General features: G+C 61.5%; 20 protein-coding genes. 9 read left to right on the top strand and 11 right to left on the bottom strand.

The annotated features are described in order from the left end of the window. Positions 1 to 5: 5 nt before the first annotated feature. The 4 genes from ACODSV_RS19650 (at position 6) to ACODSV_RS19635 (ending at position 3,472) form a co-directional block, all read left to right on the top strand. Positions 6 to 1,031 (top strand): putative 2-aminoethylphosphonate ABC transporter substrate-binding protein, encoded by a 1,026-nt coding sequence (locus ACODSV_RS19650; protein ID WP_150053765.1) that lies wholly within the window; start codon positions 6 to 8, stop codon positions 1,029 to 1,031. Between the two features lie 73 nt (positions 1,032 to 1,104). After that, positions 1,105 to 2,238, top strand: coding sequence for a TIGR03364 family FAD-dependent oxidoreductase (locus tag ACODSV_RS19645; RefSeq protein ID WP_150053766.1), 1,134 nt, complete (start codon positions 1,105 to 1,107; stop codon positions 2,236 to 2,238). Continuing rightward, on the top strand, positions 2,238 to 2,792 hold the full coding sequence (locus ACODSV_RS19640) for a phosphonate degradation HD-domain oxygenase (RefSeq protein WP_150053767.1): 555 nt from the start codon (positions 2,238 to 2,240) through the stop codon (positions 2,790 to 2,792). Before ACODSV_RS19645 ends, ACODSV_RS19640 begins: the two co-directional genes overlap by 1 nt. Before the next feature lie 89 nt (positions 2,793 to 2,881). Continuing rightward, complete coding sequence (locus ACODSV_RS19635; protein ID WP_150053768.1) at positions 2,882 to 3,472, top strand: hypothetical protein; 591 nt, start codon at positions 2,882 to 2,884, stop codon at positions 3,470 to 3,472. A 130-nt stretch (positions 3,473 to 3,602) separates the two neighbouring features. Here ACODSV_RS19635 and ACODSV_RS19630 read toward each other — a convergent pair whose 3' ends face one another. Together ACODSV_RS19630 and ACODSV_RS19625 are read right to left on the bottom strand one after the other, a co-directional pair. Continuing rightward, positions 3,603 to 4,961 (bottom strand): DUF3482 domain-containing protein, encoded by a 1,359-nt coding sequence (locus ACODSV_RS19630; RefSeq protein ID WP_150053769.1) that lies wholly within the window; start codon positions 4,959 to 4,961, stop codon positions 3,603 to 3,605. Beyond that, entirely contained in the window at positions 4,954 to 6,333 is a 1,380-nt protein-coding gene (locus ACODSV_RS19625; protein WP_150053770.1) for a DUF2868 domain-containing protein, read from the bottom strand. Before ACODSV_RS19625 ends, ACODSV_RS19630 begins: the two co-directional genes overlap by 8 nt. 90 nt (positions 6,334 to 6,423) lie before the next feature. On the opposite strand from ACODSV_RS19625, the gene ACODSV_RS19620 reads away from it, so the two are divergent. Next, entirely contained in the window at positions 6,424 to 6,936 is a 513-nt protein-coding gene (locus tag ACODSV_RS19620) for a dihydrofolate reductase (protein WP_150053771.1), read from the top strand. Between the two features lie 95 nt (positions 6,937 to 7,031). Here ACODSV_RS19620 and ACODSV_RS19615 read toward each other — a convergent pair whose 3' ends face one another. Next, positions 7,032 to 8,423: an L-cystine transporter gene (locus tag ACODSV_RS19615; RefSeq protein ID WP_024077934.1), complete on the bottom strand. Its 1,392-nt coding sequence runs from the start codon at positions 8,421 to 8,423 to the stop codon at positions 7,032 to 7,034. Between the two features lie 241 nt (positions 8,424 to 8,664). Here ACODSV_RS19615 and ACODSV_RS19610 point away from each other — a divergent pair, with 241 nt between their 5' ends. Further along, positions 8,665 to 9,726 (top strand): HAD family hydrolase, encoded by a 1,062-nt coding sequence (locus ACODSV_RS19610; protein WP_024077933.1) that lies wholly within the window; start codon positions 8,665 to 8,667, stop codon positions 9,724 to 9,726. 188 nt (positions 9,727 to 9,914) lie between these two features. Here ACODSV_RS19610 and ilvD read toward each other — a convergent pair whose 3' ends face one another. Then, positions 9,915 to 11,756, bottom strand: a complete 1,842-nt coding sequence (ilvD, locus tag ACODSV_RS19605) for a dihydroxy-acid dehydratase (protein WP_024077932.1) — start codon at positions 11,754 to 11,756, stop codon at positions 9,915 to 9,917. Between the two features lie 280 nt (positions 11,757 to 12,036). Between ilvD and ACODSV_RS19600 the strand changes: the two genes are divergently transcribed. Continuing rightward, positions 12,037 to 13,770, top strand: coding sequence for a DUF4153 domain-containing protein (locus ACODSV_RS19600; protein WP_150054002.1), 1,734 nt, complete (start codon positions 12,037 to 12,039; stop codon positions 13,768 to 13,770). Here the strand turns inward: ACODSV_RS19600 and ACODSV_RS19595 are convergent. Together ACODSV_RS19595 and ACODSV_RS19590 are read right to left on the bottom strand one after the other, a co-directional pair. Continuing rightward, the gene (locus ACODSV_RS19595) at positions 13,767 to 14,930 is read right to left on the bottom strand and encodes an MFS transporter (protein WP_150054003.1); all 1,164 of its coding nucleotides are present in this window, start codon (positions 14,928 to 14,930) and stop codon (positions 13,767 to 13,769) included. The genes ACODSV_RS19600 and ACODSV_RS19595 overlap by 4 nt on opposite strands. Before the next feature lie 249 nt (positions 14,931 to 15,179). Beyond that, positions 15,180 to 16,376, bottom strand: coding sequence for a class I SAM-dependent rRNA methyltransferase (locus ACODSV_RS19590; RefSeq protein ID WP_150056382.1), 1,197 nt, complete (start codon positions 16,374 to 16,376; stop codon positions 15,180 to 15,182). A gap of 249 nt (positions 16,377 to 16,625) precedes the next feature. Here ACODSV_RS19590 and ACODSV_RS19585 point away from each other — a divergent pair, with 249 nt between their 5' ends. Beyond that, entirely contained in the window at positions 16,626 to 17,492 is an 867-nt protein-coding gene (locus ACODSV_RS19585; protein WP_069077221.1) for an HDOD domain-containing protein, read from the top strand. A 21-nt stretch (positions 17,493 to 17,513) separates the two neighbouring features. Beyond that, positions 17,514 to 18,326: a bifunctional DNA-formamidopyrimidine glycosylase/DNA-(apurinic or apyrimidinic site) lyase gene (mutM, locus tag ACODSV_RS19580; RefSeq protein ID WP_024077929.1), complete on the top strand. Its 813-nt coding sequence runs from the start codon at positions 17,514 to 17,516 to the stop codon at positions 18,324 to 18,326. 124 nt (positions 18,327 to 18,450) lie between these two features. Here mutM and ACODSV_RS19575 read toward each other — a convergent pair whose 3' ends face one another. The 5 genes from ACODSV_RS19575 to ACODSV_RS19555 all read right to left on the bottom strand — a co-directional run bounded on the left by ACODSV_RS19575 (position 18,451) and on the right by ACODSV_RS19555 (position 23,128). Then, a complete protein-coding gene (locus tag ACODSV_RS19575; RefSeq protein ID WP_010564414.1) occupies positions 18,451 to 18,702 on the bottom strand; it encodes a YfhL family 4Fe-4S dicluster ferredoxin in 252 nt (83 codons plus the stop codon). Positions 18,703 to 18,865: 163 nt separating this feature from the next. Next, positions 18,866 to 19,345 (bottom strand): pantetheine-phosphate adenylyltransferase, encoded by a 480-nt coding sequence (gene coaD, locus ACODSV_RS19570; RefSeq protein ID WP_003176711.1) that lies wholly within the window; start codon positions 19,343 to 19,345, stop codon positions 18,866 to 18,868. Positions 19,346 to 19,459: 114 nt separating this feature from the next. After that, positions 19,460 to 21,055: a GMC family oxidoreductase gene (locus tag ACODSV_RS19565; RefSeq protein ID WP_150054609.1), complete on the bottom strand. Its 1,596-nt coding sequence runs from the start codon at positions 21,053 to 21,055 to the stop codon at positions 19,460 to 19,462. Positions 21,056 to 21,126: 71 nt separating this feature from the next. Then, a complete protein-coding gene (locus ACODSV_RS19560; RefSeq protein WP_024077927.1) occupies positions 21,127 to 21,672 on the bottom strand; it encodes a hypothetical protein in 546 nt (181 codons plus the stop codon). Between the two features lie 28 nt (positions 21,673 to 21,700). Beyond that, the gene (locus tag ACODSV_RS19555; protein ID WP_150054608.1) at positions 21,701 to 23,128 is read right to left on the bottom strand and encodes a coniferyl aldehyde dehydrogenase; all 1,428 of its coding nucleotides are present in this window, start codon (positions 23,126 to 23,128) and stop codon (positions 21,701 to 21,703) included. Between the last annotated feature and the right edge of the window lie 70 nt (positions 23,129 to 23,198).

Below are 23,198 nucleotides of genomic sequence, written 5' to 3'. Positions count from 1 at the left end.
GCACCATGTTCAAGCCCCTGGCGCTGGCCGCTGCTGTACTCAGCGCATTCAGCCTGAATGCCTTTGCCGCGAAAACCGAGCTGACCGTGTACACGGCCCTCGAAGCCGAGCAGTTGAAGACCTACAAGCAGGCCTTCGAGAAGGCCAACCCGGATATCGATATCAAATGGGTGCGCGACTCCACCGGCATCATCACCGCCAAGCTGCTGGCCGAAAAAGCTCGCCCGCAAGCCGACGTAGTGTGGGGCCTGGCCGCGTCGAGCCTGGCGATTCTCGATCAGCAGGGCATGCTGGACAACTACGCGCCCAAGGACCTGGACAAGATCGGCAAGCACTACCGTGACGCCGCCAACCCACCGGCCTGGGTCGGCATGGATGTGTGGGCCGCGACCATTTGCTTCAACACTGTCGAAGCCGAGAAACAGGGCCTGACCAAGCCGGTGAGCTGGCAGGACCTGACCAAGCCCGAGTACAAGGGCAAGATCGTCATGCCCAACCCGGCCTCGTCCGGCACCGGCTTCCTGGATGTGAGCGCCTGGCTGCAAACCTTCGGCGAGAAGCAGGGCTGGCAGTACATGGACGACTTGCACCAGAACATCGGCCAATACGTTCACTCCGGCTCCAAGCCCTGCAAGCTGGCGGCTTCCGGTGAATTCCCGATTGGTATTTCCTTTGAGTACCCGGCCGTGCAGCTCAAGCGCCAGGGCGCACCGCTGGACATCATCCTGCCGAAGGAAGGCCTGGGCTGGGACATCGAAGCCACCGCCGTGATCAAGGGCTCCGCCCACGCCGATGCGGCGAAAAAACTCGCCGACTTCTCTGCCAGCCCCGCCGCGATGGACCTGTACAAAGAAAATTTTGCGGTCCTCGCCCAGCCTGGCATCGCCAAGCCGCAAACCGAACTGCCGGCCGACTACGAGCAGCGCCTGATCAAGAACGACTTTGGCTGGGCGTCGAAGAATCGCGACAGCATCTTGACCGAGTGGCGCAAGCGCTATGACGGCAAGTCGGAGAAGGTCGCGGGTCAGTAAGGTTTTCGTTAGGGCTACTGGCCTCATCGGGGGCAAGCCCCCGATAGCGGTCTTGAAAACAGGACATCACTCAATGACACACCACAGCGACTTGCTGATCGTCGGCGCCGGCATCCTCGGCCTGTCCCACGCCTACGCCGCTGCCAGGCGCGGGCTCAAGGTCAGGGTGTTCGAGCGCAGCGCCACCCCGCTGGGCGCCTCCGTGCGCAACTTTGGCCAGGCGCTGGTCACTGGCCAACCACCGGGGCCGATGCTCGACCAGGCTCGGGAGAGCCGCGCGATCTGGGGCCAATGGGCACAACTCGCCAGCCTGCAACTCAAGCGCAATGGTTCTTACCTGTTCGCGCGAACCGAAGCGGAAGAACATCTGCTGGAAGCCTTCTGTGCCGGCCGCGCGCAGGAGCACGGCTATCACGTCGAACTGCTGCAAGGCGCGGCAATGAAGGACCTGTACGGCGGCCAGTTCCGCCATCACCGCGCTGCGCTGCATGGCAAGGACGATCAGCAACTGTATTCGCGCGAAGCGATCCCGGCGCTGATCAACTACCTTCGCCGTGAACTGAAGGTGGAGTTTCACTTTTCCACCCTGGTGCGCGATGTGGAACCCGGCCAGTTGCACAGCACGGCCGGCAGCTTTCGTGGCGAGCAGATCATCGTGTGTTCCGGCCATGACTACCAAACCCTGCTGGCCGAGGCCATCGCCGAACTCAACCCGAGCGTCTGTCGCCTGCAAATGCTGCGCGCCCGGCCTGCGCTCAACCTCAACCTGCAACACGCCTTGCTCACCGGCCTCAGTTGCGTGCACTACGGTGCGTTTGCCGACTTGCCTGAGGCCGCGCCGGTACAGGCGCAAATCCTGCGGGAGGCGCCGTATCTGCATGAACACGGTATCCACCTGCTGATCAGCCCGACGCCCCATGGTGAGCTGATCATCGGCGATTCCCATGATTACGGCAGCGATCCGTCGCCGTTCAACGCCGAGCACGTCGATAACTGGATGATCGAACTGGCCGAGCACACCTTGGGTTGCAGGATCCAGGTGGTGGAGCGCTGGCAAGGTGTCTATGGCTCGCGCGGGCCGGGACCGTTTTCATTCCTGCGTGCTGCTCCAGGGGTGAGCGCGGCGTTGATGCACACCGGTGTAGGCATGAGCGTGGGGCCGGCGATGGCCGAGCGAAATGTCAGTGCGTTGTGGGGGGCGGCGTGATGAACCCGGAACAGACCATCGCCGAGGTGTTTGGCTTGTACGAGCAGCACGGCGCGGCGGATTACATCGGCGAGCCGGTGTCGCAGATCGAGCACATGTCCCAAGCCGCTCAGTTGGCCATGGCCGAGGGCTTTGATGATGAAGTGGTGTTGGCGGCGTTCTTCCACGATATCGGCCATCTCTGCGGCCAGGGCGGCGAGAACATGGGCGGTTATGGCGTGGCCAGCCATGAGCGGCTGGGCGCCGATTACCTGCGCCGCGTCGGTTTCAGCGAGCGCCTGGCGCGGCTGGTGGAATATCACGTCGAGGCCAAGCGCTACCTGACCTTCAGCCAGCCTGACTATTACGCCCGCCTGAGTGAGGCCAGCCGCCGCACCCTGGGTTACCAGGGAGGGGTGATGACGGTCGAAGAAGCCCAGGCTTTCGAGCAGGACCCGCTGTACGCGATCAGCCTGCGCATGCGCCACTGGGACGAACAGGCTAAGGAAATGCACGTGCCGGTACTCGATCTGGAGGTGCTCAAGGCCAAGGCCGAACGGCTACTGAGTGTGTAGACACACCGCACAGTAAACGCAGATTCGCCGCCTGTGGTCTACCTCTGCGCGTCCTTAAAGTGGGTGCTTCTTATCAAAGGAGCACTCCCATGCGTTATTTGAAAGCGATCGCTCAAGACCGCAGCGGCAACGGCGTAGCCGATACGATCCTGCTGCATTTTTATGAACGTAGTTCCAACCAGCCCGATGATTTGGTCCATGAAGCCGTGGCGGTTGATATGAATGCCGATGGTGTCACGGACTTTCAGTTCGCTGGGGATATCAATGGTGATGGCAGCAGCGATATTGCCGACAAACTGTTGCTCAAGGCATTCGCCGGGACGTTTCTCAAGTTGCATTGGTTCAACAAGGGCGAAAGCTCACAGCGCGTATTGGTGCTGATGGTTGCTCATTACACCCCGAAAGGCTCGCCTAACGCCGTCGAGCTGGGCTTTTTCGATCGACTCAGCCCTGTTCGAAAACCTACTCTCATTTTTCAGGCCGCAGGCTATGACGGCGATGGTAATGGGGTGTTGGAATCATTTACTCGAACAGACGTGAACAAAGACGGGATTGCGAATAATGCCGACAAGGAACTGATCCGGTCGATGTGCAACAGTTTCCTGGCGTTCAAGTGGTATGACGGAGCCGATGCCAATATGAGTGGCCGCAGGCAAGGAACTGATCAATGCGTTATTTAACAGTGGTCGCTCAAGGCCATTTTGCGCTCGCCGTCAGTGACTTGAAGTTTAATTGGCATAAGTCCGATGCCGCAGTGGTCAGTCACGGCTCAGTTCATGTCCAACCGACATGAGGCTATAAGTCGTTTTTTCAAAGTTCCTGGGCCAGTTTTTCTATCTGTTCCTGGCGCTCGGCCTGGCTCAATTTGGCGTTTGGGTTGAGGGCCGACCATTGCGGGTGAGCGCGGGCCTTGTGCAAGGCTTCCGGCAGCTTGCCTTCACGCCAGGTCTTGTCCTGCGGCGTGTCGACCTTGATGCTGTGCATCGCCGCATGGCCGCGCAGGTTAAGGGCCTTGAGCAACTGGCGTTGGCGCAGGGCGAGCAGGCGCAGCACGCTATCGTCGACGGTCAGCTCACGCTGGCCTTTGATTTTGCCCAGCAGTCGGCTGCCATAGCTGCGCGCGGTTTGCAGCGCGCCGCCGGCAATCGCGCCGGCCAGGGCGGCGGCGCCCAGCGTTAGTCCACCGACCAGCAGGTCCACACCGGCACCCGCGGCAGCGCCTGCGGCGATTCCACCCCCGACGCGCACGCCGAGTTGCTTGAGGGTTTCCGGGTTGAACAGGTCATCGCCCCAGCGCCCGTCGAGCAAGGGCAGGTCGCTGGCGGCGGCATCCTGTGGGCGGAAGCCGAATAGTTTGAGCAGGGCTTCCACGCATTTTTGCTCGCGCTGGCGTACCGCTTTGCGCAGGTCACCGATGGCTTGCTGTTCGTCTTCGGTGACCACGCTGCGGCGACAAGCGGCGCAGTCGATCAGCAATTCGGCAATCAACCGCGCAGCGCTTTGCTGACGAGCCTGGCGTTGGGCGTGTTGATCGAGAATCAGCCTTTCCAGTTGCGGCCGCGCGTTTTCCAGCAGCAGGGCAAGGCTTTCATACAAGCGCCGTTCGCCGTCTTCCGGCGGCGCCACGCTGTCAAAGCGCACCAGCGCATGCAGGCCGAGGCGGGCCAGGGCTTCGCGCCAGTCCGGCTCGCGGTGGTCGTTGCTGCTGACAAAGTTGAGTACGGGCAGCAGCGGTTTGCCGCAACTGGCCAGCACTTGCAGTTCATCGCGGTACTTGGCCAGCACCGGCTCGCGGGCGTCGATCACATACAGGCCGGCGTCGGAGGCGAGCAACTGGCGCAGCACCTTGGCTTCCTGTTCGAACCGCTGGCGCGCTTCGCTGCCGTCCAGAAACCGCACCAGGCGTGCAGGGCCGTCCAGGCGTTCGCCGGGGCGTTCCAGGCGCTCCAGGTAGTCGAGCAGGGCGATGGCATCTTCCAGGCCGGGGGTGTCGTAAAGCTCCAGCAAGGCTTCGCCATCCACCGACAAACGCGCGCCTTCGACATGGCGTGTGGTGCTGGGGCGATGGGAGACTTCGCCGAAGCCGACGTCACGGGTCAGCGTGCGCAGCAGGGAGGTCTTGCCGACGTTGGTGTGGCCGACCACGGCGAGTTTCAGCGGTTTAGTCATGACCGGTCTCCAGCCAGTTCAGCGGCGCGCAATCGGCGAACGGTAGTTCAAGCTGTTGCAGCGCGGCGTGCCAGTCGCCCAGGCGCTCGGCATCCAGCGCCTGGCCGGGCGGGGCTTGCAGCAGCCACACCCGGGTAGCGCTGGCGCCGCGTGCCAGCTCGGCGATCAGCGCCAGGCTGCCGCGGTCCGGCGAGCGGCGTGGATCGCAGGCGATGGCCAGGCGCGCAGGTGGAAAGCGGGCGAGTTGTTCCAGCAGCTTGTTGCGCGATTCGCGGCTGTCGAGGATGCCGGCGTTCTTGACGCTGGAGGGCAGCTTGGGCGGCCAGGGGTGCTGGTCGTCCAGCTCGATGGCCACCAGCAGCGCGCCATCGCTTTCCAATTCACTGACGCCGCCGCTGACGTGGTGCAGCTGTTCGGGCGCGGCATCGTTGACCCCAAGGCGCTCGCTGCTCGGCATCAGGCGTTCGCGCAACTGGCTGTAGCCGGGCAGGTTGAGGTCCAGGCGCAGGGCGGCGCGCCCGCGTTTCCAGCGCCACAGGCACAGCAGGGCGAGGATCAAGCGGGGCATCACGCCGTAGACCAGTAGCACGCCCACCAGCCAGGCGGCCCAGGCTTGGCGGGCGCTTTCGATATTCAGCGCGGAATCGCCGCTGGCGCGGATCATGTCGACGGTTGGCACGTTGAAGCCCAGCAGGGCGGGCAGGGTGCCGAGGGCCTGGGTGACGGCGACAAAGGTATCGGCGCCCAGAATGGTGGTTTCCCACACAAAGCCATAGCGGCGGGTAGCGAGCAGCGTCAGCAGAATCACCAGGGCACTGAGCAACGCCAACAACCACAGGCTGTTGACCAGCACACCGACCGCCCAGCGATTGAGTTTCTGTCGTTGCAGCAGCAGTAAAAGCGCTGGCGCCAGTTGCGCGGCCTTGGCGTCACGGGCGAGCTTTTCGCTGAGCCATAACCACAGTCGCCCAAGGCTGGCGCTGTGTTCGCCGGCAAACAGCAGGCCTAAAGCCCAACTGATTAACAGGATCAGGTTTAAGCCGAGCAGGCTGCCCAGGGCCCAGAACACGTTCACCGGGATCAAGCCGTTGCCCAGCGCAGCAAAGGCCAGGCCAGCGCCGCTGATCACTGCGATTATTGCCAGCAGCAGCAGCGCCAGGCGCGCACCTTGCAGCCAGCGAGCAAGGGCGGCCGTCAGGCCATCGCGCTCGGCCAGGTGCAGAGCGCGCTGCTGGATGCGCGTCGGCAGATCGCCGCCGGCCGTACGGGCCAGGCGGTTGGCTTCGAGGTCGTCCAAGGGGCCGGCGTGTTCTTCACGCAGGCGCACGGTTTCCGTCAGCCAGAGTGTGTGCAGGGGGGGCAGTGCAGTCACGCGCCGTCCTGTTGTGTTCGTGAGCCTGGAGCATAACCGCTGTGCACCTGGTTGGGGTACGCTGCGTGCTGCTCTGGTATTCTCGTCGCCATGAAAAAAACTCTCCCTTTAAGCCTGATCGCAGCCCTCGGTGAAAACCGTGTGATCGGCGTCGACAACAGCATGCCCTGGCATTTGCCGGGGGATTTCAAATATTTCAAGGCCACCACCCTGGGCAAGCCGATCATCATGGGGCGCAAGACCTGGGATTCCCTGGGCCGACCGCTGCCGGGGCGCTTGAACATTGTGGTCAGTCGTCAGACCGATCTGGCGCTTGAAGGTGCGGAAGTTTTTCCGTCACTCGATGCCGCCGTGGCGCGGGCTGAGGCCTGGGCGCTGGAGCAGGGCGTGGATGAGCTGATGCTGATCGGCGGCGCGCAGCTGTATGAGCAGGGGCTGGCGCAGGCGGATCGCCTGTATTTGACGCGGGTGGCGTTGAGCCCGGATGGGGATGCGTGGTTTCCGGAGTTTGATACGAACCAGTGGACGTTGGTTTCCAATCTGCCGAACCCAGCCGAAGGTGATAAGCCGGCTTACACCTTCGAAGTCTGGGAAAAAGTCTAAAAGCATCGGGGGCAAGCCCCCTCCCACAGTTGATCGAGTTCCAACATGAGAATGCGGTCGAATGTGGGAGGGGGCTTGCCCCCGATGGCCGTCTATCAGGCCTGCGCTAATTCGGCATGCTCATCGGCATCCAACAACGCTTTATCCGTCTGCTGCATGATCTGGCTGGTAATCGCCCCCGCTGTCATCGAACCATTCACGTTCAACGCCGTGCGGCCCATGTCGATCAGCGGCTCCACGGAAATCAGCAGCGCCACCAGTGACACCGGCAAGCCCATGGCTGGCAATACGATCAGTGCGGCGAATGTCGCACCGCCACCCACGCCCGCCACACCGGCCGAGCTTAAGGTCACAATGGCCACCAGGGTCGCGATCCACAGCGGGTCCAGCGGGTTGATGCCCACGGTCGGCGCGACCATCACCGCCAACATGGCAGGGTACAGGCCGGCGCAGCCGTTCTGGCCGATGGTGGCGCCGAACGAGGCGGCGAAACCGGCGATGGAGTGCGGGATCCCCAGGCGACGGGTCTGCGCTTCGATGCTCAGCGGGATCGCCGCCGCGCTGGAGCGGCTGGTAAAGGCAAAGGTCAGCACCGGCCACACCTTGCGGAAGAAGCGCAGCGGGTTGATCCCGGCCAGCGACAGCAGCAGGCCATGCACCACGAACATCAACCCCAGGGCCAGGTACGAGACCACGACAAAACTGCCGAGCTTGATGATGTCTTGCAGGTTGGAGCTGGCGACCACCTTGGTCATCAGCGCCAATACACCGTAGGGCGTCAGCTTCATCACCAGGCGCACCAGGCGCATCACCCAGGCTTGCAGGGTGTCGATGGCGTTGAGCACTTTCTGGCCTTTCTCCACGTCATCCTTGAGCAGTTGCAGCGCGGCAACCCCTAGGAATGCGGCGAAGATCACCACACTGATGATCGACGTCGGCTTGGCCCGCGCCAGGTCGGCGAACGGGTTGGCCGGCACGAATGAGAGCAGCAACTGCGGGATATTCAGGTCGGCGACCTTGCCCGCGTAATCGCTCTGGATGACTTGCAGGCGCGCCATTTCCTGGGTGCCGGCCACCAGGCCTTCGGCGGTGAGGCCAAACAGGTTGGTCAGGCCGATGCCGATCAGGGCTGCAATCGCCGTGGTGAACAGCAGCGTGCCGATGGTCAGGAAGCTGATCTTGCCCAGGGACGCGGCGTTATGCAGGCGCGCCACGGCACTGAGGATCGAGGCGAACACCAGCGGGATCACGATCATCTGCAGCAACTGCACATAACCATTGCCGACCAGGTCGAACCAGCCGATGGAGGCCTTGAGCACCGGGTTGCCGGCGCCATAAATGGCGTGCAGGGCCACACCGAACGCCACGCCCAGTACCAGGGCGAACAGAACCTTCTTGGCGAGGCTCCAGTGGGTGCGACGGGTTTGTGCCAGGCCCAATAGCAAGGCCACGAACACCAGTAAGTTGAGAATCAGGGGCAGATTCATTGAAGCTCCGTTGAGAAGGCAGCCAATCGCGTGAGCCTGCGATTGCGAACCGGGAAGCCTAACAGCTTGAAATATAATGATTTAATACCGATATGGAATGGTGTCTGTCGTTTTTGGAATAAGCGTTTGACGCTCAGGCACATGCCATTGGCGCAATCGCGATGGAGGCGGTCGTGCTCGGGCGGTAACTGTCACAGAGATTTGTTAGCGTCGATGTCTTTCTCTCAGGGAGACAACGCCTATGAAGCTCGTACCGAAACTACTGGTATCCGCCGCATTCTGCCTAGGCCTCGCCAGCCAGGCGTTCGCCGCCACCGAGTTGAAGCACTGGCCGGCACCCGCCGCCAAGCAACTGGACGAAATGATCGCCGCCAATGCCAACAAAGGTAACTTTGCGGTGTTCGACATGGACAACACCAGCTATCGCTACGACCTCGAAGAGTCCCTGCTGCCCTACATGGAAAACAAGGGCCTGATCACCCGCGACACGCTCGATCCGTCGCTCAAGCTCATCCCGTTCAAAGACACCGCCGACCATAAGGAAAGCCTGTTCAGTTACTACTATCGCCTCTGCGAAGTGGACGACATGGTCTGCTACCCGTGGGTCGCCCAAGTGTTTGCAGGTTTTACCCTCAAGGAGCTCAAGGTTCAGGTCGATGAGTTGATGGCCTCCGGCAAGCCGGTACCGGTCAGCTACTTCGAAGGCGACGTGGTGAAGAACTCCGAAGTACAGCCGCCGAAAGTCTTCACCGGCCAGGCCGAGCTGTACAACAAACTGATGGAAAACGGCATCGAGGTGTACGTGATGACTGCTGCCTCGGAAGAGCTGGTGCGCATGGTCGCCGCCGATCCGAAGTACGGCTATAACGTCAAGCCCGAGAACGTCATCGGCGTGACCACCTTGCTCAAGGACCGCAAGACCGGCGAGCTGACCACGGCGCGCAAGCAGATCAGCGCCGGTAAATATGACGAGAAAGCCAACCTCGGCCTGGAACTGACCCCGTACCTGTGGACCCCCGCCACCTGGATGGCCGGCAAACACGCCGCAATCCTGACCTACATCGACGAATGGAAAAAACCGGTGATCGTCGGTGGCGATACCCCGACCAGCGACGGCTACATGCTGTTCCACGATGTGGACGTGGCCAAGGGCGGCATCCATCTGTGGGTCAACCGCAAGGACAAGTACATGACCCAGCTCAACGGCATGATCGCCAAGCATGCGGCCGCACAGGCCAAGGAAGGGTTGCCGGTGACGGCGGACAAGAACTGGGTGATCGTCAAGCCTGACGAAATTCAGTAACGGGCCGAATGCGGTCAAAAATGTGGGAGGGGGCAAGCCCCCGATAGCAGTGGGTCAGCTGTGGATGTATCTACTGACACGCTGCCATCGGGGCAAGCCCCCTCCCACAGTTGATCTTCAGTGTTTTGAAGAGTTGTTCCAGGCAAAAAAATGCCCCGCACTTGGCGGGGCATTTTTATGCGCGAGGCTTACAGGCCGTCGAGCATCGCCTTGTTACGCACGGCACCCTTGTCGGCACTGGTGGCCAGCAGGGCATAGGCTTTCAGCGCCGTGGTGACTTTGCGCGGACGCTTCTCCACCGGTTTCCAGCCTTTCTTGTCCTGCTCGACCCGGCGCGCAGCCAGTTCTTCGTCGCTGATCAACAGGTTGATCGAACGGTTCGGAATGTCGATCAGCACCTTGTCGCCATCCTGCACCAGGCCGATCGCGCCGCCAGCAGCGGCTTCCGGCGAAGCGTGGCCGATGGACAGGCCCGAGGTGCCGCCGGAGAAGCGGCCGTCGGTCAGCAGGGCACAGGCTTTGCCCAGGCCCTTGGATTTCAGGTAGGACGTCGGGTAGAGCATCTCCTGCATACCCGGGCCGCCTTTCGGGCCTTCGTAGCGGATGATCACGATGTCGCCTTCCTTGACTTCGTCGGCGAGGATGCCGCGTACGGCGCTGTCCTGGCTTTCGAAGATCTTGGCGTTGCCTTCGAACACGTGGATCGACTCATCCACGCCGGCGGTTTTCACCACGCAGCCGTCCAGGGCGATGTTGCCGTACAGCACGGCCAGGCCGCCTTCTTTCGAATAGGCGTGCTCGACGCTGCGGATGCAGCCGTTTTCACGGTCGTCGTCGAGGGTGTCCCAGCGGGTCGACTGGCTGAACGCGGTCTGGGTCGGGATACCCGCCGGGCCGGCCTTGAAGAAGGTGTGCACGGCTTCGTCGTCAGTCAGGGTGATGTCCCACTTGGCGATGCCTTCGGCGAGGGACTTGCTGTGTACGGTCGGCAGGTCGGTGTGCAGCAGGCCGCCACGGGCCAGGGAGCCCAGGATGGAGAAGATCCCGCCGGCGCGGTGCACGTCTTCCATGTGGTACTTCTGGATGTTCGGCGCGACTTTGCACAGTTGCGGCACGTGGCGGGACAGACGGTCGATGTCGCGCAGGTCGAAATCGATCTCGGCTTCCTGGGCCGCGGCCAGCAAGTGCAGGATGGTGTTGGTGGAACCGCCCATGGCGATGTCCAGGGTCATGGCGTTTTCGAACGCCTTGAAGTTGGCGATATTGCGCGGCAATACCGACTCATCGTTCTCGCCGTAGTAACGCTTGCACAGCTCGACGATGGTGCGGCCGGCCTGCAGGAACAGTTGCTCGCGGTCGCTGTGGGTGGCCAGTGTCGAACCGTTGCCCGGCAAGGCCAGGCCCAGGGCTTCCACCAGGCAGTTCATCGAGTTGGCGGTGAACATGCCGGAGCATGAGCCGCAGGTCGGGCAGGCGCTGCGCTCGTATTCCGCGACCTTCTCGTCAGAAGCGCTGGAATCGGCGGCGATGACCATGGCGTCCACCAGGTCGAGGCCGTGGGAGGCCAGCTTGGTCTTGCCGGCTTCCATCGGGCCGCCGGAGACGAAGATCACCGGCACATTCAGGCGCAGGGCGGCCATCAGCATGCCGGGGGTGATCTTGTCGCAGTTCGAGATGCAGACGATGGCGTCGGCGCAGTGGGCGTTGACCATGTACTCGACGGAATCGGCGATGATCTCGCGGCTCGGCAGCGAGTACAGCATGCCGTCATGGCCCATGGCGATGCCGTCGTCCACGGCGATGGTGTTGAATTCCTTGGCCACGCCGCCAGCGCGTTCGATCTCGCGGGCGACCAGTTGGCCCAGGTCCTTGAGGTGCACGTGACCCGGTACGAACTGGGTGAACGAGTTGGCAATCGCGATGATCGGCTTCTTGAAGTCGTCATCTTTCATCCCAGTGGCACGCCACAGCGCGCGGGCGCCGGCCATGTTGCGACCGTGGGTGGATGTTTTCGAGCGGTAATCAGGCATTGGAGCACTCCGGGCGGCTAATCGGTATCAAAGGGGAGTGAGCTTCTATTGACGTCTGGAACACCCGAAAAATGGCACTGGTGTCCGGAAGTTGCCGCAAACGTGACGGGATCGCCGTGCGCATTGGCCTTGAGCTCATAAACCCGCCGGGGGATGACTGGCGATGAATAGGGCCGATTCTACACCGCTGGTGGCTGGAGGGAATGGGGCAATACTCACGGCCGCAGGCTTTGTTTAGACTAGCGGCCCTTTGCCCTCGCCCCTCTCCAAAGGAATTGGAATGCCCGGTATCCATCGTTTTCTTGGTTGCTACCTGCTGATCGGCCTGATCCAGGGAGTCGTCTTCTATTACTCCGATCAGCTCTATCGCTTGAGCGAAACCCTGTTTTTTGTCACCTACACCGTGGTGTTGGTCGGCGGCACCACCTTGCAGTTGCTGGGGGAAAAAGCCCGGCAGTGGCGGTCGCTGCTGCCTACGCTGGCGTTCACTCTGTTGATGGGCGGCATGACGCTGTGGGTCTGCTACGGCCTCGACCATGTCGGCAATAACCGCTGGGCGATCAATTCCTGGTTCATCAGCGTGATGTTGTTGAGTTATGTCTGTGCCACGTTTCTGTTCGCCTGGCCCGCCGAAAAAGGGCAGCGCTGGCGCTATGAGGACCTGTTCCAGCAAGCCTGGAACAGTGTATTCATCGTGCTGTACGCCCTGATCCTGGTGGGGGTGTTCATGTTGCTGCTCAAGCTATGGGGCCGACTGTTCCTGATGCTGGGCATCGAATTTTTCGAGCGCCACTTCTGGAGCCAGTTATTCCTGTGCATCAGCTTGCCGTTGGTGTTCGCCTTGGGCATGTACCTGGCGGCGCGCAGCGAGAAGGTCATCGACCAGATGCGCGGCATGCTGTTCAGCGCCTGTGGCTTGTTGTTGCCGCTGATCGCCCTGATCAGCCTGCTGTTTACCCTGACCCTGCCGTTCACCGGGCTCGGGCGGATTTGGGCGACGGGTTATTCCACGCCGATTCTGCTGGTGCTGGCCGGGGCGCAGTTGTTCTTGCTCAATGGCGTTTTTCAAGAGGGCGTTCAACCTCCGCCGTACCCCAAATGGTTAACGCGTTTTATCGAGTTGAGCCTGCTGTGCCTGCCGATTCTCGCGGCCATTGCGTTTTATTCGAGCTGGTTGCGGGTCGAGCAATATGCCTTGTCGCCACAACGTTTCATCGCACTGGCCGCGGCGTTCCTGTGTGGCTTGTACGGCCTGGCGGCCGTGTGGGCGGTGGTGTTACGTTCGCCGGTCTGGCTCAGCAACTTGCGTATTACCAACCCGGCCCTGGCGTTGCTGTTTTGTGGGCTGGTGGTGTTGGTCAACACGCCGATCCTCGATCCGGTGCGCCTGAGCGTCGACGATCAGGTCCGGCGTTTGCTCGACGGGCGCATCAAGGCTGAAGCGTTCGATGCGCACTACTTGCGGTTTGGCCTGGAGAAAGCAGGTGAGGAGGCGTATGCAAAGTTGCAGGTCGACCTGGATCAGGAGCGCATTCTGGACCCGGAGGCACGCCGCGCCTTGCGTGAGCGGATGGACGACACGGCACTGAGTTTCACTGAGCGGTATGAAAAGGAGAGGGCCGAGCGGCCCAAGCCCGAACTGGAATGGATCGGCCCGGAGCCCAAAGGCAGTGAGCAGTTTGCCGAACTCGGCCTGAACACGGACTCGCCTTGCGAGCCCGGCTGTGTGTTATGGGCGGTCGACCTTGACGAGGATGGCCGGTCCGAAGTGCTGGCAGTGCCGCGCACCAGTTACCGTCACGACTTCAAGCCCCCGCGTATTTTTGTGCAGGACAATAAAGGCCAATGGAGCGATCGTGGCCCGCTGCTGTGGACGCAACTTCCCGACGGTGCTGTCGACACTGAAACGCTGATCCGCGACATCCGCGCTGGCAAGGTCTCGTTGGCCAAGCCGCGTTACATGCAATTGAAGTCCAGCGACATGCTGCTCACCCCAGTGATTCGGGAGCGTTAGCCGCGACCTGTTCGGTGATTGGTCAGCAGCCCCCATAGGCTGAGGCCGATGAAGCTGAGGGCGATGGACATCAGCAGATAATCGCCGGCCTGGGCCAGTGCGGCGCTGCTGATGGCCGCGGTGAGGAACATAATGCTGTTGCCCGCAGACGCAGCCGTGCCCGCGCTGCTCGAGAACAACAGCATCGCTGCGGAAATCGCAGCGGGCCGAACCAGGGTGACGGCCAGGGCGCTGATCAGCATGGGGATGAGTAAGGTCACGGTGGTGATGGCTTCCAGGCTGACGATCAGCGTTAACAGCGCGCCAGCCACGAGCAGTAGTCCTAGGCCGATGTTGATTTGTAGGGGTAGCGAGATGCGTTTTTGCAGGTACGAAGCCGCCACGCCGCCGAGCAGATAAGCCGCGCCGTACACCATCAGCACCAGCGCGTACTGATATTCGGAAAGCTTCAGCGCATCCATGAAAATCAGCGGTGTCACGCTGATCAAGGCGAAGTAGCAGGCAAACACCAGGGCGGCGATCCACCAGTAGCGCAGGAAGTCGCGATTGGCAGCGACCGCCTTGAGCGTGCCTGGGATCGAGACGGGCGTGCTGTGAGGGCTGGCAGCCTTGGAAGGCAGGATGCAAAACGCATGGAGAAACATGCCCAATGCCATGAGTGCGAACGCATAGAAGCTCCCTTGCCAGTCGAAGGTGGTTTGCAGCCAGGAGCCGATCAGCGGTGACAAGGCGACAAACGAGCCGCTCAGGGTCATGTAATAGAGGCGCACCCGGACTCGGTCCTGTTCGTCGAACAGGTCTTCCACCAGTGCATGGCCCAATACAAAGAACCCACAGCCCATGGCCTGCACCGCGCGAAACAGCAGGAAGGTCAGGTAATTCGACGCCAGTGCGCAGCCTATTGCTCCGACAATCGACAACGTGATGCAGCCGAGCAGCACGTTCTTGCGCCCCCATTTATCCGAAAGCGGACCGGTGACCAGTTGAGAGATGGAAAAGACCAGGGTGAACAGGCTGATGGACAGCGCGATGTCTGCGCTGGGCGTGTCAAACCGGGTTGCCAGCGCGGGGAAAGAGGGCAGTAGGATGTTGATAGGGAAGAAGCTGATCAGTGAAATGCAGGTGATGAGGATAAAGCGGGAGAGGGTGGGCCCAGACATTGCTTTTGTTTTCCGGAGTAAAACCAGAAACGGATACTAGTCTGCGAAAAGTGGAATTCAATCAAAAGCGTTGAGAGAAACTTCCTGAATTGACGTGGCTTGCTTGGGTAGGAAAAGCTTTCACGGCAACCACAAAACAAATGTGGGAGGGGGCTTGCCCCCGATTGCGTAGTGTCAGCCCCATATTAGCTGGCTGACACACGGCTATCGGGGGCAAGCCCCCTCCCACATTTTTATCTGTGCTTGGCTTTAGCTATTGGGCAACAACCGGCACGTAATGCTCTTGATGTAGCGCGTCTCGACAATCGCCGGATGCACCGGGTGATCCGGACCCTGGCCGCCGCGCTCGAGCATCTGGATATTGCGGTCCAGGTGGCGGGCGCTGGTCAGCAGGATGTTTTGCAGGTCGTCTTCGGGCAGGTGCATCGAGCACGAGGCGCTGACCAGGATGCCGTCCTTGCTGAGCAGGCGCATGGCTTGCTCGTTGAGGCGGCGGTAGGCGCCTTCGCCGTTTTTCATGTCTTTTTTGCGTTTGATGAAGGCCGGCGGGTCGGCGACGATCACGTCGAAGCGTTCTTCGCTGGCTTTGAGTTCCTTCAGGGCTTCGAAGACGTCGCCTTCGATGCAGGTCATTTTCTCGGCGACACCGTTCAGCGCGGCGTTGCGCTCGACGCCGTCGAGGGCGAAGGCCGAGGCGTCGACGCAGAATACTTCACTGGCGCCGAAGGCTGCCGCTTGCACGCCCCAGCCACCGATGTAGCTGTACAGGTCGAGTACACGTTTGCCTTTGGCATACGGCGCCAGGCGCGCGCGGTTCATGCGGTGGTCGTAGAACCAGCCGGTTTTCTGGCCCTGGATCACCGGGGCTTCGAATTTCACGCCGTTCTCTTCGAGCGAGACCCACTCCGGCACCAGGCCGAATACGGTCTCGACGTAGCGGTTGAGGCCTTCGGCGTCGCGCGCGGCGGAGTCGTTCTTGAACAGGATGCCGCTCGGCTTGAGCACTTGGGTCAAGGCGGCGATCACGTCTTCTTTATGGGCTTCCATGGTCGCCGAGGCGATCTGTACCACCAGGATGTCGCCGAAACGGTCGACCACCAGGCCCGGCAGCAGGTCGGAATCGCCGTAGACCAGGCGGTAGAACGGCTTGTCGAACAGGCGGTCGCGCAGGGACAGGGCGACGTTGAGGCGGTGCACCAGCAGCGATTTGTCCAGGGGCAACTTGATGTCACGCGACAACAGGCGTGCGCAGATCAGGTTGTTCGGGCTCATGGCCACGATGCCCAGGGTCTTGCCGCCGGCTGCTTCCAGAATGGCCTGGTCGCCTGCCTGGAAGCCGTGGAGTGGGGTGGCGGCCACGTCGATTTCGTTGCTGTAGACCCACAGGTGGCCGTTGCGCAAACGACGATCGGCGTTGGCTTTGAGACGCAGGCTTGGCAGGGACATGACGTCGCTCCGGAAAAAAGAGCGGGAGTATACCGTGTTACATGCAATTTCGCGGCGTGGCCTGATGGACTGTAGGAGAGAGCTTGCTCGCGAAGAACGCCAACGATAACGCAGCGCTATCAGGCAGCCCGCGTCGTCTTTGGGTTTTCGCGAGCAAGCTCGCTCCTACAGGAGCAAGGGGTGGTTTTTTGAGGTGTCGGTGAGCTTCCCATCGGGGTTAGAATCCCCTCTCGCCCAGAGTATGCACTTATGTCCCCAGAGCTTTCCGCCGAACAGATCCAACAGGCCTTGCAAGGCATCAGCGTACCGCCTCAGCCGCAAATCATGGTGGATTTGCAGATGGAGCAGTACATGCCCGATCCGGACCTGGAAGTGATTGCGCGGCTGATTTCCCAGGATCCAGGCCTTTCCGGTGCGCTGTTGAAGGTCGTCAACTCGTCGTATTACGGCTTGAGCAACAAGATCGCTTCGATCCAGCGCGCGGTTAACCTGTTGGGGAGCCGTTCGATCATCAACCTGATCAACGCATTGTCGATCAAAGGCGAGATGAGCGACGACACCATCGTTACGCTCAACCGTTTTTGGGACACCGCCCAGGATGTGGCGATGACCTGCCTGACCCTGGCCAAGCGCACCGGTTCCCAGGCAGTCGACGAGGCTTATGCCTTGGGCCTGTTCCACGACTGCGGCGTGCCGTTGATGCTCAAGCGCTTCCCCGACTACATGGCGGTGCTCGAAGAGGCCTACGCCAACGCTGGCGCCGATTGCCGGGTAGTCGACACCGAGAACAATGCGTTCAACACCAACCACGCCGTGGTCGGCTACTACACGGCCAAGTCCTGGCGCCTGCCGGAACATGTGACCGATGCCATCGCCAACCACCACAATGCCCTGGCGATCTTCAGCGATGAGTCGTCGCGCAATCCGCAGCTGAAAAACCTGCTGGCGATCCTGAAAATGGCCGAGCACATCTGCTCGTCCTACCGCGTGTTGGGCAACCAGGCGGAGGACCATGAGTGGAACGCCATTGGCCACCTGGTGCTGGACTACGTGGGCCTGTCGGACTACGACTTCGAAAGCATGAAGCTGTCGATCCGCGAGCTGGGCGCGCACTGATCCCCCCTTCAAGAGGTCCACATGCCCGAGTTACCTGAAGTCGAAACCACCCGGCGCGGGATCGCGCCGCACCTGGAAGGCCAGCGGGTCAGCCGCGTCGTGGTGCGCGAACGGCGCCTGCGCTGGCCGATCCCGGAAGACCTGGATGTGCGCCTGTCCGGGCAGCGCATCGTGCTGGTGGAACGACGGGCCAAGTACCTGTTGATCAATGCCGAAGTGGGCACCTTGATCAGCCACCTGGGCATGTCCGGTAACCTGCGCCTGGTGGAGGTCGGCATGCCGGCGGCCAAGCATGAGCATGTGGACATCGAGCTTGAATCCGGCCTGGCCCTGCGTTACACCGACCCTCGGCGTTTCGGCGCAATGCTCTGGAGCCAGGACCCGCATAACCACGAACTGCTGCTGCGCCTGGGGCCGGAGCCGTTGACCGAGCTGTTCGACGGTGAGCGTTTGTTTCAACTGTCTCGCGGCAAGTCGATGGCGGTGAAACCGTTCATCATGGACAACGCGGTGGTGGTCGGCGTGGGCAATATCTATGCGACTGAGGCGTTGTTTGCGGCGGGGATTGATCCGCGTCGCGCCGCCGGCGGCATTTCACGCGGGCGTTATTTGAAGCTGGCGATCGAGATCAAGCGCATTCTGGCGGCGGCGATCGAGCGTGGCGGCACCACGTTGCGCGACTTTATCGGCGGTGACGGGCAGCCGGGGTATTTCCAGCAGGAATTGTTCGTCTACGGCCGGGGTGGCGAGGCGTGCAAGGTCTGTGGGAGCGAATTGCGCAACGTGGTGCTGGGGCAACGGGCGAGTGTGTTTTGCCCCAAGTGCCAGAGTTGATTGCGGTGTAAAGGCTGATATCGCTATCGGGGGCAAGCCCCCTCCCACATTTTGAGGGTATTCACAAATCAAAGTGTGGGAGGGGGCTTGCCCCCGATGAGGTCCTTACAGGCACTAAAGAAGCTCAAGCCTTACCGGTAATCTTCCGGTACTTCTCCATCAACTGCGCTTCAGTCTCGGGGTGTGCCTCATCCAGCGGAATGCAATCCACCGGGCACACCTGCTGGCACTGGGGTTCGTCGTAGTGGCCGACGCACTGGGTGCACAGGTTGGGGTCGATCACATAGATCTCTTCGCCTTGTGAAATCGCAGCGTTCGGGCACTCAGGTTCGCAGACGTCGCAGTTGATGCAATCGTCGGTGATGATCAGGGACATGGAAACTCCTGCCAGGGCTGTCAGCCAAGGCATCTGAAAACGAATGCGCGCAATTGTGCCGCATTGGCGCCCGCAGTGCGAGTGCACATGACCTGTGGCCGTCCGGCATGTCGTGTAGAAGACTACTTTGTTGCTGTGGCGAGCGGGCTTGCCAATAAGAGCATTACTTCTTGAAGCGCAGCGTCAGTGCATCCGCCACGGCCGGGTGGACGAACTTGGTGATATCCCCGCCCAATGCGGCGATTTCACGGACCAGCGTCGAGGAAATGAACGAATAACGTTCCGACGGCGTGAGGAACAGGCTTTCCACGTCCGGCGCCAGTTGGCGATTCATGTTGGCCAGCTGGAATTCGTATTCGAAGTCCGACACCGCACGCAAGCCGCGCAGGAACACATTGGCGTTCTGCTCCTTGGCGAAGTGCGCCAGCAACGTCGAGAAGCCCACCACTTCAACGTTAGGCAGGTGCTTGGTGACCTCACGCGCCAGCTCCACGCGCTGTTCCAGGGGAAACAGCGGGTTTTTCTTGGGGCTGGCCGCGACCGCGATGATCACGTGGTCGAACAAGCGTGAGGCACGTTCGACCAGATCGCCATGGCCTTTGGTAATCGGGTCGAAGGTACCTGGGTACAACACTCGGTTCATCGCGTCGTCCTGGCGGAGTCCGTTGGGGAACCGGATGGTATCGCAGCCATCCCGGTCGGCCAAGTCAACTTATGCAGAAGAAAGCACTATAGACACCCCGAATACCGGCTTTTTTCATGCTGTTTTCAGACGTTCGGCCAATGCCGACGCCAGTTGCGCGGTCAATCCATACACCGACAACTGCGGGTTGGCGCCAATGCTGGTGGGGAACAGCGAGCCATCGTGGATCGACAGATTGCGCAGCTGGTGATGGCGACCGAGGCTGTCGGCCACGGCATTTTTCGGGTCTTCGCCCATGGCGCAACCGCCCATCACATGGGCACTGCCCAGGCAGGTGCGGTGCAATTGCAGGTTAAGGCCGTCGATCAGGCTACGGGCTTCGGCCAGGGTCTTCACATACTGCGCATCGTGATGCAGCGGCTTGACCGACTTGGCCCCCGCCGCGAACTGGATCTCGGCCATGCTGTGGAAGGCGCGGCGCAGGCCGTCCCAGGCGTAGTCCGACACCTGATAGTCGAGCACCGGCGTACCGTCACCGCGCAATTCCACGCTGCCACCGGGGCTATCCGGATGGAAACCATCGCGCAGCAAGGCGAGCATGGCGTGAGTGTGGGGCAACTGGCTCATGTCCAGGGCGTTCTGGGTGCCGTAGCCGCCGAGCAGGGTGCTGGCCAGCGCCGGGTGCAGCGGCGGTGCTTCCAGTTTGTAGGACATTTTGCCGGTGGTGCCGTCCTGCCATTGGAAGTGGTCGGAATAGATCGACTGTGGCGCACCGTAGAAGGGGTTGATCACCTCATCGAACAGCCCCGCGGAGAAATTCACCAAGTGCAAAAACGTACGCTTGCCCAGCCGTGAATGCGGGTCAGGGGCGTTGGAGCGCATCAGCAGTGCCGGACTATTGATGCCGCCACCCGCGAGTACGTAATGCTTGGCCTTGACCGTGATCTTGCGCCCGGTGGGGGCCACGCAGCGTTCGTCCATGGCCACGCATTCCAGGCTGCTGATCGTATCGCCGCTGTATCTCAGGCGCTCGGCGCGGGCCAGGTAGAGCAGTTCACCACCTTTCTCCAGGGTGGAGGGAATGGTGGTCACCAGCATCGACTGCTTGGCATTGACCGGGCAGCCCATGCCGCAATACCCCAGGTTGAAACAGCCGCGCACGTTGCGCGGGATCACATGCCAGCTGTAGCCGAGCTTCTCGCAACCTTTGCGGATCACATCGTTATTGGCGTTGGGCGGCATGGCCCAGGGTGCGATGCCCAGGCGCTGCTCCATCTTTTCGAACCACGGCGCCATCTCGGCACTGCTGTGGCCCCTGACCGCGTATTCGCTGGCCCAGTGGGCGAGGGTGGCGTCCGGGGTGCGAAAACTCGAGGTCCAGTTGATCAACGTCGTGCCGCCCACTGCCCGGCCTTGCAGGATGGTAATGGCGCCATCCTTACTCATGCGACCGATGCCCTCCTGGTACAGGCTGGCGTAAGCCTCATCTTCGAGCAGCTTGAAATCGCTGCTGGTCTTGAGCGGGCCTTCTTCGATCAGCAGCACTTTGTAGCCGGCGGCGCTGAGGATCTCAGCGGTGGTGCCGCCACCGGCACCGCTGCCGATGATTGCGACGTCGGCGTCCAGGGTCAGGTCGTTGTCCAGGGCGGCGCCGTTGTGGGTTTTCCAGCCACGGGCCAGGCCGTCGCGAAACAAATCGGGTACGGGCATAGAGGGGCACTCTTGTTTTTATGCGTTAAAGGCTAGGACGTTGCCGTCAATGTGGGCGCCGGAGAACACGGCTAGATCTTCGGTGGCCCGGGGTAACCGCAATGTGCCCAGGACGCCGGTCGGAAGTACCAGGCCATGATCACCAGCTTGAGCAGCGAGCCCTGGCCCATGCGCAGCAGGTTCAGGTAGCTGTTTTCCCAGCGGTGCAGAAAGTTGCGGATTTGCTCGCTGCTGGCGTTTTCCCAACTGCCCCAGATGCCGGTCAGTGGGCCACGGGTGATGCCCATGCCGAGCACGTCGAACAACTGCTCGGTCAGCTTGAACATCTCCGGCGACAGGTGTTGCAGGCTGTAGTCGAGCTTTTTCAGCGTGTCTTCAATCCCGTTGGCGACTTCCTGGGCGCTGGCCACGCCTTCCAGCAGGACCGGGATCACCGCGCGCAGAAATGGCAAATCACTGGCACGCAGCATGGCGAAGCCGCTGGCCGGGGTGCTGCTGGAGCAGCCGCTGAGGCTGGCGCCCAGCCCGGCGGTGGCCAGGAAGGCACTGGCGCACAGGCCGATTTTCAAGACGCCGCGCCGCGACAGCGCGGGTGAATCAGTCAGGCTAGGGTTCATTGTTATTGTTATCCCGAGGGTGGCGGTATCAGCGAACGAACAGCTTCTGGATCAACTTCTGGATCGATTTGCCGTAGGGCGGGTAGATCAGCTTTGCCGCATTGAGGCGCTGTTTCACCAGTACCCCCTTGGCCTTGCTGAACGTGAGAAAACCTTCATGGCCATGGTAATGGCCCATGCCTGAAGGGCCGATCCCGCCAAAGGGCATGTCGTCCTGGGCGACGTGCAGCAGGGTGTCGTTCAGGCACACGCCACCGGAGTGGGTTTCGTGGAGCACGCGGTTCTGTTCGCGCTTGTTGTAGCCGAAGTAATACAGGGCCAGTGGGCGAGGGCGTTGGTTGATGTAGGCAAACGCTTGGTCGAGGCCGCGATAAGGCACGATCGGCAGCACAGGGCCGAAGATTTCATCCTGCATCACGGTCATCTCGTCACTGACATTCAACAGCAGGCTGTGGGCCATGCGCCGTGCCTGGTTCTGCTCGTACAGCGGGATCAGGGTGGCCCCCTTGTCGGTGGCGTCCTTTACGTAAGCATTCAGCCGGGCCAATTGCCGTTCGTTGATGATGGCGGTGTAGTCCGGGTTGTCGGCCAAGGTCGGATAAAACCCGCGAATCGCCTGGCTGTAAGCCTCGACAAAACCCTCGACGCGATCTTCCGGAACCAGCACGTAGTCCGGTGCCACACAGGTTTGCCCGGCATTCAGGGCCTTGCCGAACGCGATACGTTCGGCGGCGTCCTTGAGCGGCACATCCGCCGAGACGATGGCCGGCGACTTGCCGCCCAGCTCCAGCGTCACCGGCGTGAGGTGTTCGGCTGCGGCGCGCATCACATGCTTGCCAATGCTGGTGGCACCCGTGAACAGCAGGTGGTCGAAGCGCAGCCTGGAAAACGCCATGCCCACGTCGGCCTCGCCCAGCACCACACACACCAAGTCTTCAGGGAAGATCTTCGCCAGCAGGGTCTTGAGCAGCGCGCCGGTAGCGGGGGTGGACTCGCTCAGCTTGAGCATTACCCGGTTACCGGCCGCCAGGGCGCCGACCAGCGGGCCGATGGCCAGGTACAGCGGGTAGTTCCAGGGCACAATCACCCCGACCACGCCCAGCGGTTGGTAGATAACTTTGGCTGACGCGGGTTGGAAGGCTATACCTACAGCGCGGCGGGAAGGTTTCATCCAGCCCTTGAGGTGTTTACTGGCGTAGTGAATGCCATGCAGGCTGGGCATCAGCTCGGCGAACAGGGTTTCGTCTGCGCTGCGGTGGCTGAAGTCCTGGCTGATCGCGTTGATCAGCGCCTGACGTTCGTCGCTGAGCAACTCGCGCAGGGCCTTGAGCCATTGCTGGCGTTGCGCGGCTGGCGGCATCGGGTTGGCCGCATAGGCGCGACGCTGGGCATCGAACAAGCCCTGGAGTTGGTCCAGTGCCTGGGAATCCTGGAGGTAGGCAACGTTGGCAGACATGGCGCAGTTCCCGATTGTTATAGGTCTGCCTGGATTTTTAGAGTCATTGCTCTAAATTGTCAAATAACAT

The organism is Pseudomonas sp. FG86 (assembly GCF_057808775.1).
This window is presented reverse-complemented; position numbering and strand designations above follow the sequence as displayed.